At 71.8% G+C, this 16,782-nt stretch carries 12 protein-coding genes; 5 read left to right on the top strand and 7 right to left on the bottom strand.

Going from position 1 to position 16,782, the window contains the following annotated elements; translation table 11 throughout:
- Positions 1-88 precede the first annotated feature (88 nt).
- The gene (locus tag AB0C66_RS28390) at positions 89-1,207 is read left to right on the top strand and encodes a PP2C family protein-serine/threonine phosphatase (RefSeq protein ID WP_362444563.1); all 1,119 of its coding nucleotides are present in this window, start codon (positions 89-91) and stop codon (positions 1,205-1,207) included.
- A 66-nt stretch (positions 1,208-1,273) separates the two neighbouring features.
- Here the strand turns inward: AB0C66_RS28390 and AB0C66_RS28385 are convergent, their stop codons facing one another.
- Together AB0C66_RS28385 and AB0C66_RS28380 are read right to left on the bottom strand one after the other, a co-directional pair.
- A complete protein-coding gene (locus tag AB0C66_RS28385) occupies positions 1,274-1,648 on the bottom strand; it encodes a hypothetical protein (protein ID WP_362444560.1) in 375 nt (124 codons plus the stop codon).
- 214 nt (positions 1,649-1,862) lie between these two features.
- The gene (locus AB0C66_RS28380) at positions 1,863-2,744 is read right to left on the bottom strand and encodes an EamA family transporter (protein WP_362444911.1); all 882 of its coding nucleotides are present in this window, start codon (positions 2,742-2,744) and stop codon (positions 1,863-1,865) included.
- A gap of 140 nt (positions 2,745-2,884) precedes the next feature.
- Between AB0C66_RS28380 and AB0C66_RS28375 the strand changes: the two genes are divergently transcribed.
- The gene (locus tag AB0C66_RS28375) at positions 2,885-3,382 is read left to right on the top strand and encodes a MarR family transcriptional regulator (protein WP_362444558.1); all 498 of its coding nucleotides are present in this window, start codon (positions 2,885-2,887) and stop codon (positions 3,380-3,382) included.
- Positions 3,383-3,388: 6 nt separating this feature from the next.
- Here AB0C66_RS28375 and AB0C66_RS28370 read toward each other — a convergent pair whose 3' ends face one another.
- The 5 genes from AB0C66_RS28370 to AB0C66_RS28350 all read right to left on the bottom strand — a co-directional run bounded on the left by AB0C66_RS28370 (position 3,389) and on the right by AB0C66_RS28350 (position 13,511).
- Positions 3,389-4,207 (bottom strand): family 1 encapsulin nanocompartment shell protein, encoded by an 819-nt coding sequence (locus AB0C66_RS28370; protein ID WP_362444555.1) that lies wholly within the window; start codon positions 4,205-4,207, stop codon positions 3,389-3,391.
- Positions 4,188-5,291, bottom strand: coding sequence for a Dyp-type peroxidase (locus AB0C66_RS28365; RefSeq protein ID WP_362444552.1), 1,104 nt, complete (start codon positions 5,289-5,291; stop codon positions 4,188-4,190). The genes AB0C66_RS28370 and AB0C66_RS28365 overlap by 20 nt, the downstream gene beginning before the upstream one ends.
- Positions 5,292-5,396: 105 nt before the next feature.
- The gene (locus tag AB0C66_RS28360) at positions 5,397-11,825 is read right to left on the bottom strand and encodes a type I polyketide synthase (RefSeq protein ID WP_362444549.1); all 6,429 of its coding nucleotides are present in this window, start codon (positions 11,823-11,825) and stop codon (positions 5,397-5,399) included.
- Between the two features lie 110 nt (positions 11,826-11,935).
- Positions 11,936-13,249, bottom strand: coding sequence for a beta-ketoacyl synthase N-terminal-like domain-containing protein (locus tag AB0C66_RS28355; protein ID WP_362444546.1), 1,314 nt, complete (start codon positions 13,247-13,249; stop codon positions 11,936-11,938).
- Between the two features lie 52 nt (positions 13,250-13,301).
- Positions 13,302-13,511 carry a DUF5988 family protein gene (locus tag AB0C66_RS28350; RefSeq protein ID WP_362444543.1) on the bottom strand — a complete coding sequence of 70 codons (210 nt, stop codon included), beginning with the start codon at positions 13,509-13,511 and terminating at the stop codon, positions 13,302-13,304.
- Positions 13,512-13,933: 422 nt separating this feature from the next.
- Here AB0C66_RS28350 and AB0C66_RS28345 point away from each other — a divergent pair, with 422 nt between their 5' ends.
- The 3 genes from AB0C66_RS28345 to rocD all read left to right on the top strand — a co-directional run bounded on the left by AB0C66_RS28345 (position 13,934) and on the right by rocD (position 16,612).
- Entirely contained in the window at positions 13,934-14,425 is a 492-nt protein-coding gene (locus tag AB0C66_RS28345; protein WP_362444541.1) for an Lrp/AsnC family transcriptional regulator, read from the top strand.
- Between the two features lie 133 nt (positions 14,426-14,558).
- Complete coding sequence (gene ddaH, locus AB0C66_RS28340) at positions 14,559-15,368, top strand: dimethylargininase (protein ID WP_362444538.1); 810 nt, start codon at positions 14,559-14,561, stop codon at positions 15,366-15,368.
- Positions 15,368-16,612 (top strand): ornithine--oxo-acid transaminase, encoded by a 1,245-nt coding sequence (gene rocD, locus AB0C66_RS28335; RefSeq protein ID WP_362444535.1) that lies wholly within the window; start codon positions 15,368-15,370, stop codon positions 16,610-16,612. The genes ddaH and rocD overlap by 1 nt, the downstream gene beginning before the upstream one ends.
- Positions 16,613-16,782: the final 170 nt, after the last annotated feature.

Raw genomic sequence — 16,782 nt, 5'->3', positions numbered from 1 at the left:
GCACACCGGACACAGGAGGCGCGGTGCACACGAGGTGACGGCCTGGGACCGGTGGTCCCGGCGGCTCCATGAGGCCGCGGAGCGGCCCGTGACCGCCGAGGACCTCATGGCGGAGTACCCGGGCAGGGCGGGACCGCTCGCCCTGCTCCCGGGGCTGCTGCTGGTCTGCGGGGTGCTGGCGGATGTGTTCGGCCCGGTGCCGTACACCGGGCTGCCGCTGCTGGCCGCCGCCCCGCTGGTGGGGTGCATGGTGCTGCCGTTCAGGGGTGCCGTGATCACCGCGCTGTGCGCGTGTGCGGTGTCCGTGGCCACGGATCTGCTGGTGCACCGCCCGGTGCTGGCGCTCGTGGTGGATCTGCTGGATGTGGCGGTGATCAGTGCGATCGCGCTGTGGCTGAAGTGGGTGGTACGCCGCCAGGGGCGGCGGTTCGCGGCGATGCGGGCGGTCGCCGAAGTGGCGCAGCGCGCGGTGCTGCCACCGCCGCCCCCACGGGTGGGGGCGCTGTCGGTGGCCACCCGCTATGAGTGCGCGTACGCGGAGGCGCAGATCGGCGGCGACTTCTTCGCGGTGCGGTCCTCGCCGTTCGGGGTCCGGGCCCTGATCGGGGACGTCCGCGGCAAGGGGCTGCCCGCGGTGTCCGCGATGGCGGTGGTGACCAGCGCCTTCCGGGAGGCGGCGGGGCGGATGCCGTCGCTGCGGGCGCTGGCGGACCACCTGGACCGCGCGCTGGCCAGATTCGCGGAGGACACCGAGGACGGCCCGGACGCGCTGGAACGGTTCGCCACCGCCGTGCTGGTGGAGATCGGTGTGGAGGAGGGTGTGCTGCGGGTGTGCAACCGTGGCCATCCCCCGCCCTATCTGATCCGGGACGAGCAGGTGCGGGCCCTGGAGCCCTCGGTGGCGGGGCTGCCGCTGGGGATGGGGCTGCCCGAGGACGCGGTGCCGCCGGGCACCGACAGCCACGCCTTTTGCCGGGGCGACTATCTGCTGCTGGTGACGGACGGGGTCACCGAGGCCCGGGACGAGGAGGGCACGTACTACGAACCGCGCACCGGGCTGTCCGGACGGGGTTTCCACGGGGCGTCGCACCTGGTGGACACGGTTGTCGCGGAGGTCACCGCGTGGACCGGCGGCCAGCGGCAGGACGATATGGCGATCCTGGCGCTGACCCCGCTCCCCGCCCCGCCGTCCACCTCACAGGGGTGATCCGGCTTCCGCGTCGGCGGGTGGCGGCCGGAGGGTGGCGGCGGCCGGAGAGGGACGGCCGGAAGTTCAGACGTCGAGACCCAGCGCCACCTCGGACATCGTCGCGCGGGCCGCTTCCAGATCGACCCGGCCGCGGTCGGCCACCAGATACATGAACACGCCCTGGCGGGCGCGCTGGCTGAGCGGCCGGATCACGTGGTACTCGGTGTCCAGGGTGACCACGATGTCCTCGAGCCGGTCCGGGCTGTAGCCGAGCAGTTCGAGGGTGGAGAGCTTGGCGCGCAGCACATCGGTGTCGCCGTACGCCACCTTCTCCAGGTCCGGCCCCTGGGCGCGCTGCACGGCTCCCAGGGTGATCCGGCTCAGATAGTCCACGAGCGAGGCCGCCAGCGCACCCTCGACACGCATCACGTCACGCAGCGCGTCCTCGATGTCGGTCATGTCCCATCGTCCTCCCGGGAGGTGAGCGGGAGCGATGCCGACCGGACGGTTCCGGTGCGACCCGTACGGCGTTGAATGCCCCCATCACGGGACAAACACATCTCATCCTCGCACAAGGTGCCCTCCCCCGGAATCCGGGAGGCCCGGAGCGGTGCCCCGCCCACGCTCACGCTCAGTAGCCGACGGTCGCGGCACCACCGACGCCCAGTTGAGGTCAGCGGGGTCCGCGGCGCGACATCGCGCGTACGGCGCCCGGTGACAGCTGCGCCGCCCCGATGGAGAGCAGGGCGAGGGCGAATCCCAGCGTCTGAGCCGTGGTCAGGGTCTGGTCCAGGACGGCCCGGCCGAGTGTGGTGGCCACGACCGGCGAGAGCATCGGCAGGAACGACAGGGCACCCACGGGAAGCCGCTCCACACCCTGGAACCACAGCCCGTAGGCCAGCAGGGTGCCGACAACGGCCAGCCAGGCGTATCCGCCCAGGGCCTCGGCGTCCAGCGCGGGCGGCGGGCCCTCGACGACGAGCGCGAGGGGAGCGAGCAGCAGTCCGCCCGCGGTCAACTGCCAGCCGGTGAAGGGCAGCAGCCCCACGGGCCGCCCCCAGCGCTTGGTCAGCACAATCCCGGTGGCCATCGCCAGGGTTCCGAGGAGTCCGGCCAGGACGCCCACCGCGTCGAAGGCGGCCTCGCCCCGCAGCACCATCGCGGCGACCCCGCCCGCCCCGGCCACGCCCCAGCCGAGCCGCCAGGCGGTCGGGCGCTGGTGGAGCAGGACCAGGGCGAGCCCGGCGACCAGCAGCGGCTGCACCGCGCCCAGGGTGGCGGCGACCCCGCCGGGAAGCCGGTAGGCGGAGAAGAACAACAGGGCGAAGAAGGCACCGATGTTGAGGGTGCCGAGCACCGCCGCCCGCCACCACCAGGAGCCGCGGGGCAGCGTACGGGTGACGGCGAGGACGGCCAGGCCCGCCGGGAGGGCGCGTATCGCCGCCGACAGCAACGGACGCCCGGGCGGCAGGAGTTCGGTGGTGACGAGGTAGGTGGTCCCCCAGAACACCGGCGCCAGCGCGGCGAGACCGGTGAGCCTCCAGTCCGGTGACACCGGGACCGGGACGACGGTGGGCGGACCACTGGAACGCAGGCTGGCACGCACAAGGACTCCTCAATGTTGAACTATTCAACGTTGAGAAAACTATGCGCACTGTTACCTTGGCGTCAAACACTTCAACGTTGAGGAATCTCATGAGGGACAACGTCGACCGGCTGCTTGACCAGTGGAAGACCGAGCGGCCGGACATCGACCCCGCCCCCATGGGCGTGGTGGGCCGTATCTCTCGGGCTGAGGGACTGCTCGCGCTGCGGTTGCGCGACCACTTCGCCACTCATGACCTACAGCGCTGGGAGTTCGACATCCTCGCCACGCTCCGCCGCTCCGGGGTCCCCTTCCGGCTGACCGCGGGCGCCTTGGTGGAGTCGTCGATGGTCACCTCCGGCGCCATCACCAACCGGATCGACCGGCTGGTGGCGCGCGGCCTGGTCACCCGGGAGACCGACCCCGGCAACCGGCGCAGCGTGCTCATCACCCTTACCGACGAGGGGCTGCGCCTGGTGGACGTCGCGGTCACGACCCATGTCGCGAACGAGGAGAAACTGCTCGCCCCGCTCAGCGGACGCGAACAGGACCAACTGGCCGGGCTGCTGCGCAAACTGCTCGTCGGCCTCGGCGACACACCCTCATAACCGCCGTCACTTCCGCCGTTTGCCGGGGGCGGGCGCGAGCGCCACCGCGGCCTCGCTCGTGTACATCAGGAAGGTCAGCGTCTCCTGGAAGTACAGCCGGACCCGGTTCTCGTCGTGGGAGAGATAGCCGATGGACACGTCCTGGCCGATGTGGAGTGCGAAGTCGCCGCCCCGGGTGGACAGCAGGAAGGCGCCGTCGATGGCGGGCGCCCAGATGATGTCGCCGTCCAGCACCCGGTCGATGTGTTTGTGGATCGGATAGCCGTGATCGGAGGTCTCGTTGACGGCGGTGTACGCCTCCGCGCTGAGCGCGAGGGTGTACGCGCCCTCGACACCCGCCAGCCGCAGGATGGTCACCGCCTGGCTGATGGCGTCCGGATAGTCGCGCACCTCCGCCGGGAGCTTCAGCTCCGGATGGGAACCGCCGCGCCGGATACCGGTGATGCCCGCCGCGGGATAGCCCTCGAACACCGCCCGGTCCTCGGCGAACGCGATCTTGCGTGCGGCGTCCTTGACCGGCTGCCAGTCCGCGTCCTTGGCACCGCGTTCCACGGAGTCGACCTGACGGCGGTCGACCGTGAAGGGCACCCGCAGTTCGACGACCGGCTCGGACCGCCGGGTGTGCGCGACCACGCCCTTGGCGGGCGGATCGACGGCCGTCAGATGCCCGGTGCCGACCGACGCCAGCTCCAGGCCCGCCGGTTCGGGGACGTCGACCATACGGCGCCCCGCCACATGGCGCTTGAAGGTGCGCCGCGCCTCCTCCTCCAGATCCGCCCATGCCGCGTCGGAGACGGGCGCCAGTTCACGGTGCAGGTTCTTCATCGGGGGCGCTCCTCTTCACATCGCCGATGCCCAGGGAACCGTCGTGCGCCGGTGTGCCGGACGGCGCGATGAACCGGACCTCGGGGGTCGGTGACACCGTGTCCGGCTCACGGTCCCTGTCGGCGGACTCACCGGTGGGCGGATCGGGCAGATCGTCCAGGAAGTCGGCGCTCGGCACGAAGAACAGCGTGCCGGTCACGGCCGTGGAGAAGTCCAGGATCCGGTCGTGGGTGGCCGGCGGGCTGCCCAGGAACATGTTCTCCAGCATCCGTTCGGTGACCGACGGCGTACGGGCGTAGCCGATGAAGTAGGTGCCGAACTCGGCCTGCCCGGCGCTGCCGAAGGGCATGTTGTCGCGCAGGATCTTCCGCTCGGTGCCATCGGGGTCGGTGATGGTGGTCAGGGCCACATGCGAGTCGTCCGGCTTGACCGCGTCGTCCAGCTCGATGTCGGACAGTTTGGTCCGGCCGATCACCTTCTCCTGGGCCTCGACCGGCAGCGCGTTCCACGCCCGCAGATCGTGCAGATACTTCTGCACGATCACATAGCTGCCGCCCGCGAACTCCGCGTCCTCGTCACCGATGAGGACCGCCGCGCCCGCCACGGGACCCACCGGGTTCTCGGTGCCGTCCACGAAGCCGAGCAGATCGCGTACGTCGAAGTACTTGAAGCCATGTGTCTCGTCGCGGACCGTGACCGCGCCGCGCAGCCGGTCCATGATCTCGGTGGCCAGCCCGAAGCAGAGGTCGAGCCGGGTGGCCCGGATGTGGAACAGCAGATCGCCGGGGGTGGACACGGCGCGGTGGCGCGGACCGGCCAGTTCACGGAGCGGATGCAGTTCGGCCGGGCGTGGTCCGTCGAAGAGCCGGTCCCACACGGCGGAGCCGATGCCGACAACACAGCTCAGCTCGCCGTTGGGCGCCCGGAAGCCGACCGCCCGCTGGAGCGCGGGGACATCGGCCAGCAGCTCCCGCGCCCCCGGCTCACCACCCGGGTCGACGGTCACCACCAGGAAGATGGCCGCGCTGGTCAGCGGGGACAGCACCGGCTGCGGGATCACCTCCCGCGGGGCGGGAGAGGTCATCGCCCTCCACCTCCTCCCGCTCCGGTGCACCGGCCACCCTCGATTGTCCCCCGGGGCCGGAGGTGGCGCATCCGAGGGCCGGACGGCCGTGGTGGAGGGCGCGGATCAGCCGGTCGCGCCGAGTGGCGGGCCCTCGTCGGCCAGTGGATCGGCCCCTCCCTGCGCGGCCTCCAGATCGAGGCCCATATGCCGGGCGAGCCCGATGGCGAGGGCCGCCACGGTCGGATGCTGCCAGACGAAGTTCCCCGCCAGTTTGATACTCAGCCCCGACTCCAGCCGGACCCGTAGCTCCATGGCGAGCAGGGAGTCGAACCCCAGGGACTTCAGCGGGGTCTGCGGATCGAGGGTGGTGCTGCTCAGCCGGAGCACGGCACGGATGTGCTCGCTCAGATACGCCTCGAGCGCCGCCCGCCGGGCGAGTCCCACCGGGAGGGCGGTGAGCCGGGCGTGGATGTCGTCGTCGGACTCGGCGGTGGCCGCGGTGCGTTCGTCCTCGGTGGCGAGCCCCGCGAACAGCGAGGAGTGACGGCCGGTGGCGGGGATCCAGCTGTCCGGCTCACCGGGGATCACACCGGTCTGCACCCGATGGTGGGCCAGCAGGGTGTTCAGCGCCCGCAGACCGTCGTCGGTGGGGATGGTCCGGTAGCCGCGGTCGGCGAATCCGGTGGCGACACCGGTCTCGCCCCACGCGCCCCAGTTGACGGCGAGGGTGGGGGTGCCGCGGGCCGACCGCCAGGCGGCGAAGGCGTCCAGCCAGGCGTTGGCGGACGCGTAGACGCCCTGGCCGGGGTTGCCCAGCAGGGAGGCCATCGAGGAGAACACCGCGAACCAGTCGAGACGGTGTCCGGCCGTGGCGTGGTGGAGCCGCCAGGCCCCGGTGACCTTCGGTGTCCACACCCGGCCGAGCTGGTCCTCGCGGATGGTGGTGACGGCCGCGTCGTCCAGCACCATGGCGCAGTGGACCACACCGCGCAGCGGGGCATGATCGTCGGCGGTGGCGGCGTCCACCAGTCGGCCGGCGGTACCGGGACGGCCGATGTCGCCCAGGATCACGGTCACCCGCGTTCCGGCGGCGGACAGTTCGGCGAGGGTCTGCGCGGCGGTGGCAGTGGGCGCGGTACGGCCGTTGAGCACCAGATGGCGGGCGCCCTGGGCGGCCAGCCAGCTCGCGGTGGCGAGGCCGAGACCGCGCAGTCCACCGGTGATGATGTAGGTGCCGTCGTCATGGACCGGCAGCGGACCGTCCGGCAGCACGGCCCGGATCTCGCCTTCCTGGGGGACGGTCAGCACCAGTTTGCCGATGTGGCGGGCGCCCGCCATCTCGCGGAAGGCGTCGGTGGCCGCGGTGAGCGGGGTCGCCGTGCAGCGCAGCGGCTTGAGCCGGCCGGCGGCGAACTCCGCCAGCACCTCACGCAGCAGGGTGGCCAGCACCGCGGGCCGCGCGGTCTGGAGCTCCCTGAGGTCCACCGTGCTGAAGGTGATGTTGTGCTGGAGGGGGGCGAGTCCGAGCGGGGCGTCGGAGAGGATGTCGCGGACGCCCAGTTCGAGGAAGCGGCCGAAAGGGCGCAGACATTCCAGTCCGGCCCGGATGGCCGCGCCGGACAGCGAGTTGAGGACGAGGTCCACACCCTCACCGCCGGTGGCCTCCTTGACCTCGTCCCGGAAGTCCAGCGACCGGGAGTCCATGACATGGGCGATGCCCATCCCGCGCAGATAGCGCCGCTTCTCCTCACTGCCCGCGGTGGCCAGCACCTCGGCGCCGAGCAGCCGGGCGACCGCGATGGCGGCGAGTCCGGTGCCACCGGTGGCCGAGTGGATCAGCACCCGCTCGCCCGCGCTGAGGCGGCCGAGGTGGCGCAGCGCGTACCAGGCGGTGAGGAACGCGATGGGCAGCCCGGCCGCGGTGGCCGGGTCCAGCCCCTCGGGGATGGGTCCCGCGCAGTCGGCGGGGACGACGGCGAACGAGCCGAAGGCGCCGCCGCGGACGTCGACCGCGACCACCCGATCGCCGGTGCGCAGATGGTCCACTCCGGGGCCGACGGCGGTGATCTCACCCGCGCATTCGAAGCCGATCCGGTAGCGGATGTCGTCGGTGTCGCCGGGGAGCAGCCCCATGACGGTGAGGACGTCACGGAAGTTCAGCCCCGCGGCGAGCACCCGCAGTTCGACCTCTCCCGGGCCCGGCGGGCGGCGCCGGGCGGCGGTCAGTTCAAGGGTGTCCAGGTCGCCGAGGCGTCCGGCCCGCAGCCGGAAGCCGTCGGTGCCGCAGCGTACGGTGCGCGCGGCCGCCTCGGTACGCTCCGCGTCGCCGAGCGGGGCGTAGCCGAGCCGGGCGAGGTGCCGTTCGCCGTCGCGCAGGGCGATCTCGTCCTCGGCGGAGTCCGCGAGGAGTTCGGCGACGAGGTCACCGGTGCCGTCCGGGCCGGTGTCGATGAGCGTGGCGCGCAGCTCGGGGTGCTCGTAGGCGAGCACCCGCACCAGTCCGCGCAGGGCGCCCTGTGCGGGGTCCGCGGGTTCGCCCGGGGCCAGGGCGCGGGCGACCCGGGTGACGGCGTACAGCCGGGGCGGTTCGGGGAAACGGGCGGTGAGGGTCTGGGCGGCGGCGAGCAGCCGCCGGGTGCGGGACAGGGCGTCCGCACCGGGCACCGCGCCGTCGGTGGCGCGGCCGGGGGTGTCGCTCGCGAGGGGTGGCGCGGCGCACAGCAGCACCACGCCCCGCAGCTCCTCCCCGTCGCCCACGAGCCGCCCGGTGAGGGCGTCGCGGAAGGCGTCGAGGCTTTCGTCGCTCAGCGGCGGGTCCCAGACCCGGGCCTCGGCTCCGGCGGAGCGCAGGGCGAAGGCGAGGGTGCGGGCGCCGCCGTCGGCCTCGCCGACCACCAGCCAGCGTCCGGGCCTCAGCGGGATGGGTGCGGTGGCCCGGTCCGCGCGCCGCCAGCCGACCTCGAGGAACCACTTGTCGACCTCGGTGGCGGCCCGGGGGGCGACGCGGCGGGTCAGCCGCAGTCCGTCGAGGGCGAGCACGGGTCTGCCGTCCGCGTCGAGCAGCCGGATGTGTCCGACGACGCTCTCCGGGGTGGCCTCGGCCATCCGGGCGTGGCAGTAGACGGCGGTGCCGGGGTCGCCGAGGACCCGTGCGCCCTGGATCCGTACGGGCAGCACCAGGCCGGGTTCGTCGCCGTCCTCGAGCATTCCGGCGACGAGCAGTTGGGCGCACAGGTCGGCCAGGACGGGGTGCAGGCGGAGTCCGTGTCCGGGGGTGCGGGAGGCTTCGGGGAGCTCCGCCCGGGCCCAGAAACTGTTGCCGTAGCGGGAGGCGTGCACCTCGGTGATGCCACGGAACGCCGCACCGTGTTCCAGACCGCGGGCGCGCATATTGCGGTAGAGGGCGTCGGGTTCGACGGCCACCGGGTGGCGCAGCGCCAGGGTCTGGACGGAGGCGGGGCGGGAGCGAGGCGGTGCGGTGAGTCTTCGGAGGACGGCGGTGGCCTGGCACACCCAGGTGCCGTCATCGCCGCGTCCGAAGATCTCGCAGTCGGCGCGGTCGGTGGCGGCCATGGTCACGGTGGTGCCGAGGTCGGTGCGGTCGGCGAGCCGCAGCAGTTCATGGAAGCGCAGATCGCTGACCTCGACCTCGGTGGGCGCGGTGTCGAACACCTCGCAGGCGGTGGTGAGGGCGATGGCGTAGTAGGCGGCGCCGGGCAGGACGGGCGTGCCGTGCACCCGGTGGTCGTCGAGCCAGGGCAGTGGAGCGGTGCCGGTGGTGGCGCGCCAGGAGTGGCGAGGCGGACGGCCGGGCACTTCGGTGTGGACGCCGGGGAGCGCACCGGCCGGGCGGAGTTCCGCGGCTCCGCCGGGGGTGTCGGGGAGGGTGGTGTCGGCCCAGTGGTGGGCGCGGTCGAAGGTGATGGGGGGTACGTCGGCGAGGGCGGCGCCGTCGTAGAGCCGGGCCCAGTCCACGGGGACACCGGCGCAGTGCAGGGCGGCGAGCTGGGTGCGGAAGGTGGCGGTCTCGTCCGTATCACGGCGCAGGGTGGGCAGGACCACGGGGTCGTCGACGAGTCCGGCCAGGGCGCGGGTGACGGGGTGGGTGACCACGGGGTGCGGGGAGATCTCGGTGTAGACCAGGTGGCGGTCGGCCGCGGCGGCGGCCACGGCGGCGGAGAACCGCACGGGGCGCCGCAGGTTGGCGCACCAGTAGTCGGCGTCGAAGGCGGGGACGGTGTGCGGGTCGTCGAGGACGGTGGTGTAGAAGGGCAGCCGTGGCCGGTGGGGGGTGAGATCGGCCAGCGCGGTGCGCAGATCGGCCAGGAGCGGGTCCACCTGCGGGGAGTGCGAGGCGACGTCGACGGCGATGAGCGCGGCGGGCACACCGCGGCTCTCCCAGTCGGCGACGAGCCGCTCGACGGCGGCGGTGTCCCCGGCGACGACGGTGGAGCCGGGCGCGGCCATCACCGCCACGGTGACCGTGGCGGCGGCTCCGGCGGCCTCGAGTTCGGCCTGCGCCTCGGCGGCGGCCAGGCCCACGGTTGCCATGGCGCCCTGTCCGGCCACCCGGGCGAGCAGCGCGGAGCGGCGGCAGATCACGGCGGCGCCGTCGGCGAGGGAGAGCGCTCCGGCCACCACGGCCGCGGCGACCTCGCCCATGGAGTGGCCGATGACACCGGCTGGTTCGACACCGTGGGCGCGCCAGGTGGCGGCCAGCGCGGTCTGGAGGGCGAACAGTACGGGCTGCACCCGGGCGCAGCCGGTGACCGGTTCGCCCGCGCGGACGATGTCGAGCACCGAGAACCCGGCCTCGGCGGCGATGAGTTCATCGGCCTCGGTGAGGGCGGCGGCGAAGGCCGGGTCCCGCTCGAGCAGTTCGCGTCCCATTCCGGGCCACTGCGAGCCCTGGCCGGAGAACACCCACACCGGCCGCCGGACGACGGCGGCGCCGACGGATCCGGTCACCACATCGGGGTGGGCCTGTCCGGCGGCGAACGCCCGTAGCGCGTCGATGAGTTCCTCACGGCCCCCGGTGGTGACGCCGAGGCGGCCGCGGCCCGCGGAGCGGCGCAGCGCGAGGGTGTGGGCGATATCGCGCAGCGGCACCCGGGCGCCGTCGCCCTCCAGCCAGTCGGCCATGCGGTGGGCGGCGGCGGGCAGGGCGGCCGGGGAGCCCGCGGGCACGAGGAAGACCTGCGGAACGGTCCGGGTGGCGAGCCGGGGCCGGGGTCTCTGGTCGGGGACGGGGACGGCGGGGACGGGGGCGGCGGGCGGCTGCTCCAGCAGCACATGGGCGTTGGTGCCGGAGAAGCCGAAGGAGGAGACGGCGGCGAGCCGGGGGCCGGTCCGCACCGGCCAGGGGGTGAGCTCCCGCGGGATGAAGAAGCGGGTGCCACCGGCGTCGATGGCCGGGTTCCAGCGGGTGAAGTGGAGATTGGGCGGGATCAGGCCGTGGCCCAGGCAGAGGATCGCCTTGATCATGCCGGTGACTCCGGCGGCGGGCTCCAGATGGCCGAGGTTGGTCTTGACCGAGGCCAGGGCGCAGCCGTCGCGACCGGTGCCGTAGACCTGGGCGAGGCTGGTGAACTCGACGGGGTCGCCGACCGGGGTGCCGGTGCCGTGGGCCTCGACCATGCCCACGTCGGCGGCGTCGACCCCCGCGCGGCGCAGCGCCTCCTCGTACAGGGCGCGCTGGGCGGTGGCGGAGGGCGCGGCGAGCCCGTCGGAGTGGCCGTCCTGGTTGACGGCGGAGCCGCGCAGCACGGCCAGGACGCGGTCGCCGTCCCGTTCGGCGTCCTCGAGGCGTTTGAGAACGACGATGCCGCAGCCCTCGCCGCGGACGAATCCGTCGGCGGCGGCGTCGAAGGCGTGGCAGTGGCCGCTGTGCGAGAGCATGCCCATGCGCACGAACGAACGGGTGGTCCTGGGCTCGAACATGAGCGTGACACCACCGGCGAGGGCGAGGTCACACTCGCCCGCGCGCAGGGCCTGGGCCGCGAGGTGTACGGCGACCAGGGAGGAGGAGCAGGCGGTGTCGAGGGCCACGCAGGGGCCGTGCAGGCCGAGCAGGTAGGAGATCCGTCCGGCGGCGACACAGTGGGCGTTGGACAGGGCGGAGCCCTCGTTCTCCCGGGGGTGCCGCTCCAGGCGGTCCATGTAGTCGTTGTAGCTGAGGCCGGTGAAGACGCCGGTGGAGGTGCCGCCGAGCCGGTCCGGTGGCATTCCGGCGTGTTCCAGGGCCTCCCAGGCCACTTCGAGGAGCAGCCGGTGCTGCGGGTCGAGGACGTCTGCCTCGCGGCCGGAGACGCCGAAGAAGTCGGCGTCGAAGCGGGAGACGTCCCGGAGATAGCCGCCGTGGGTGGGGAGGCCGGAGTCGGCGCCCGGCTCATCGGGCCACAACTCCCGCCGTTCGGCGGGCGGTTCGCCGACGGCGTCACGGCCTTCGGCCAGCAGGTGCCACAGGGCGGCGGGCGAGTCGATGTCTCCGGGGAGCCGGCAGCCCATGCCGACCACCGCTATGCGGCTGGGGACGGATATGTCATGACGCATCGGGGTCTCCGTGGGGTGGTGCCCGGCCGGGGTGGGGCCGTGGGGCGTGGGGAGGGTGTGGTGCGGTGAGGGGAGATCCGTGTGGGGTGGTACGGCGCCGGGGTGCGGACTCAGGTGGCGTCCGGGCTGCCCAGCAGCATCACGTGCTTCACGCCACCGATCTGGTAGTTGAAGCTCAGTGCGTGGTCGAAGTCGAGCGGGCGGGTGCGGTGTCCGGGGACGGGGTCGAAGGGGAGGCCGTCCGAGGGCTGTTCGCAGTTGGTGGTGGGGCACACCTCGCCGAGTTCCATCATCATCAGTGTCAGGGCGGCGCCGAGGCATCCGGCGGGTGAGCCGTGGTGGCCGAAGCAGCCTTCCTGGGAGGACATCAGCACACCGCTGTCCGGTCCGTAGAGCTCCCGGATGGTGCTGGCTTCCATGGCCGTGACGGCGGCGCCACCGTCACTCGCGCCGTTGACGTAGGGCACCTGGCCGATCCGCCACCGGTCACCGAGGCAGGCGCGCACGGCGCGGACGAGCTGGGCGCCGGTGTGGTCGGCGGCCAGCGGGTTGGCGAGGCCGTCGCGGGTCATGGCGGTGGCGAGCACCTGGCCGTAGAGGTGGGCACCGCGGCGGACGGCGTGTTCACGGCTCTCCAGGATGACGGTGGCGGAGCCCTCGCCGTGGTTGATGCAGTCCGCCCGCCGGTCGTAAGGGCGCATCAGGGAGTCGAAGGACGGCAGGAGGTCGGGCATCCCGGCGGCGTCCATGCTGTCGTAGGCGTGCTGGGCACCGCGCAGCAGCCGCTGGCCCTTCTGTATCAACCCGAGGTTGAAGACGTCCACGCCGGTGACGACGGCGATATCGGTCTCCCCGGTGGCGATCAGGCGGCGGGCGTTGCCGATCTGGACGGCCGCGGAGGAACAGCCGCAGGAGACGGTGTAGCAGGGGCCGACGGTCTGGGTCAGGGCGCCCTGGACGACGGCGACGTCGGAGGGGGACACGGCCTGTTCGGCGGCGACGAACATCTCCAGGGCGTCGAGGGTGGAGGCGCCGTCGGGGTCGACGTTCAGCAGCGCCAGATAGCTGTCCACATTGGCGTCCACGCTGCCGCGGCCGACGAGGATCGCCGATTCCCGCAGGTCTCCGGCGCGGAAGTCCAGCTCGGCGTCGGCACATGCCTCCACCAGCGAGACCAGACCGAGTCGGTGGGCACCCGTGTAGTGGCGGGAGAAGAATTCGGGGATGTCGGGCAGGCGCTGCTCGAACTGCTCGGTGGTGAGATTCACCGAGCCGTAGTAGATGTCGTGCTGGACGAGTGCGGAGCGGCCCTGTGAGGCGAGCTCCCACACCTGCCCGGCGGTGAAAACAGGTTCCGCGCCACCGGGCAGACAGAAACCCAGCCCGGTGACCACGGCGTCGCGTGTATTTCCGCCTTTCACCATGGCGATCCCTTTCCCGTGAGCAGACCGCGGACGCACCGGTGCACGGCGGTCCCTACTCTGCTATGAATGTGCGGTGGCACCACCGGTAGACAGGGATCAGCTCACCCTCGAATTCGGCGCACTCGCCCGCGGATTCGAAATGTTCATAACCGTTGCCCCGCTGGATCTTGACTCGCTCCCATACTCCGATGACGGGAGCGGCCCATACCTGGGGGGTTCCGGGGGGTCCGCCGACGAGGAGGACAAATGCCGGTTGAGACATGAATGGACCCTCGGTGGATCAGGAGCAGATCGTCGCTCGGAAACGATGTGTGAATAGCTGACGCTACGCCGTCAAGAGGGCCTACCGGTAGGTAGTGTCGAATCACCGAGGCGGATTCGAGAGGTACGGCGCCCTGTTTCGCACGCCCGGCGCCGCCCCATGCCTCCGAGCGGCCAATGCGGTCCGATCCCCTTCTCACGCCCCTCCTTTCGGAAACTTCCTCAAAGCGGACAGGAAACGGACCGAAAAATGCGGGTCTTTGCGCGACCGGATACCGGTGCCGTGCATTTGCGGGCATCTCATCGGCACGTCGTCTTGGCAGTTCATCATCTGGTGTTTCCGGCCTGGGTATCATTGAACAGTTTGCGCGCGCGGAAGAGTTCCCTGCACCCTGAACAGTCGACCGCAAAGGATTGCAAAATATGGCAAATCAGTCCGTGCCGTTCGACGACCTGGATCGCAAGATCGTTGCGGCGCTGGTCGCGAACGCCAGGGCGAGCTTCACGGAGATCGGGGCCGCGATCGGCCTCTCCGCCTCGGCGGTCAAACGGCGGGTGGACCGGATGCGGGAGAACGACGTCATCACCGGCTTCACCACCACCGTGCGCCCGGCCGCCCTCGGCTGGCGGACGGAGGCGTATGTGGAGGTCTACTGCGACAGCGCGGCGCCGCCGCGGCGGATCGCCGAGGTGGTGCGCGACTATCCGGAGATCATCGCGGCGATGACGGTGACCGGCGGGGCCGATGCGCTGCTGCATGTCATGGCCACCGACGTGGACCATTTCGAGGAGGTGCTCGAGCGCATCCGGGCCGAGCCCTTCATCCGGAAAACGATCAGTTACATGGTGTTGTCACACCTGCTCACGGGCAGTCCGGAGGCCGGTGCGACCCCCGCCACACCCCCGACGCAATGAACCGTCGCCGAGGCGCCTCAGCACGCAGCATCGCTGCGCATTCACGCAGCTCTCCTTTCTTGTCTCCCCTCTCGTCCGCTTTCTACCGTGGAAGGCATCCCCCGGTCGCCCGCGGAAGCGAGAGGAACCCTCCGTGCCCCCTGAGCGCGTGCCGCGCCTCCGGCGCTATCTGACCTGTCCTCCCAGATATTTCGACGTGCGCTATGCCATCAATCCCTGGATGCGCGAGGACGCGGAGGTCGACACCGACCTCGCCCGCTCGCAGTGGGAGACGCTGATCCGCGTCTACCGCGACCACGGACATCAGGTGGAGACCATCGAGCCGGTGGCGGGACTGCCGGACATGGTCTTCGCCGCCAACTCGGCCCTCGTCCTCGAGGGCCGGGTGTTCGGCTCCCGCTTCCACGCCCCGCAGCGGCGTCCGGAGCAGCTGGCCTACGAGACCTGGTTCAAGGCGGCCGGATACGACGTCCACCCGCCGGAGTCGGTGTGCGAGGGCGAGGGCGACCTGGTGCCCGCGAGCCGGTTCATCCTGGCGGGCACCGGTTTCCGCACCACGCGGACGGCCCACCAGGAGGTGCAGGAGTTCTTCGGGGTGCCGACCATCAGCCTGCTGCTGGTGGACCCGTACTTCTACCACCTGGACACCGCGCTGTTCACCCTCGACGACGAGAACATCGCCTACTACCCGGAGGCGTTCTCCCCCGGCAGCCGTGAGGTGCTGGAGCGGCTCTACCCGGACGCGCTGCTCGCCACCCGGGAGGACGCCATGGCCTTCGGGCTCAATTCCGTCTCCGACGGACGCCATGTCTTCGTCGCCCCCCAGGCGACCGGCCTCATCGACCGGCTCACCGAGCGCGGTTACGTCCCCGTCCCCGTCGACCTGTCGGAACTGCACAAGGCCGGCGGGGGCATCAAGTGCTGCACACAGGAGATCCGCTGATGACCGCCCCCACGCGTACCGCCCCGGACCACGGCTCCCGTTCCGCGCGGTCGTCACAGGAGCTGATCCGCGCCGAGGAGTCCTCGCTCGCCCACAACTACCACCCGCTGCCGGTGGTCGTCGCCCGCGCCGAGGGCGTCTGGGTGGAAGACGTCGAGGGCCGCCGCTACATCGACATGCTGGCCGGATACTCCGCCCTCAACTTCGGCCATCGCCATCCGGCGCTCATCGCCGCCGCCCACCGGCAGCTCGATGAACTCACCCTCACCTCGCGGGCGTTCCACAACGACCGGCTCGCCGGGTTCGCCGAGGGGCTGGCGGAGCTGACCGGTCTGGGCATGGTGCTGCCGATGAACACCGGCGCCGAGGCGGTGGAGAGCGCCATCAAGGTGGCCCGCAAGTGGGCGTACGAGGTCAAGGGCGTGGCCCCGGACCAGGCCACCATCGTGGTGGCGGCCGACAACTTCCACGGCCGGACGACCACGATCGTCAGCTTCTCCAGCGACGCCACCGCACGTGAGGGGTTCGGCCCGTTCGCACCCGGCTTCCGGGTCGTGCCCTACAACGACCTCGCCGCCATGGAGGCGGCGATCGACGAGACCACCGCCGCCGTGCTGATCGAACCCATCCAGGGCGAGGCGGGCGTCATCATCCCCGACGACGGCTATCTGCGCGGGGTGCGCGAACTCACCCGGCGGACCGGGGTGCTGTTCATCGCCGACGAGATCCAGTCGGGTCTGGGACGGACCGGCACCACCCTGGCCGTCGACCACGAGTCGGTCCGGCCCGATGTGCTGACGCTCGGCAAGGCGCTCGGCGGCGGTATCGTCCCGGTCTCCGCGGTCGTCGCCGACCGTGAGGTGCTCGGGGTGCTGCGCCCGGGCGAGCACGGTTCGACCTTCGGCGGCAACCCGCTGTCCGCGGCGGTCGGCACGGCCGTGGTGGACCTGCTGCGCACCGGCGAGTTCCAGCGCCGCGCGGCCGAGTTGGGCGAGGTGCTCAAGTCCGGTCTGGCGGCGCTCACCGGCAAGGGTGTCGTCGGCTACCGCTGCCGCGGGCTGTGGGCGGGCGTCGATGTGGACCCCGCGCTGGGCACCGGCCGCGAGGTGAGCGAACGCCTCATGGGCGAGGGGATCCTGGTCAAGGACACCCACGGTTCGACGATCCGGCTGGCGCCGCCGCTGACCATCACCCGTGACGAACTCGAGTCGTCGCTCGCCGCCCTGGAGAAGGTCCTGGGCTGATCCCACTCCGCACCACCGAACGCGTACGAGCGCCGGGCCGATTAAGTCTTATACGGCCCGGCGCTTCGTTGTGTTCACCCTCTCGCGGTATTTTTTTCCGCGATCCACGGACGGGCAACCGGAACCTAAGATAACGCCCAGGTCACGGCCACCCGTCCGGCAATTTATGT

The sequence above is a fragment of the Streptomyces sp. NPDC048636 genome, assembly GCF_040650655.1.
Lineage (GTDB): Bacteria > Actinomycetota > Actinomycetes > Streptomycetales > Streptomycetaceae > Streptomyces.
The sequence above is the reverse complement of the archived record's forward strand: the minus strand, read 5'-3'. Positions and strand labels throughout refer to the sequence as shown.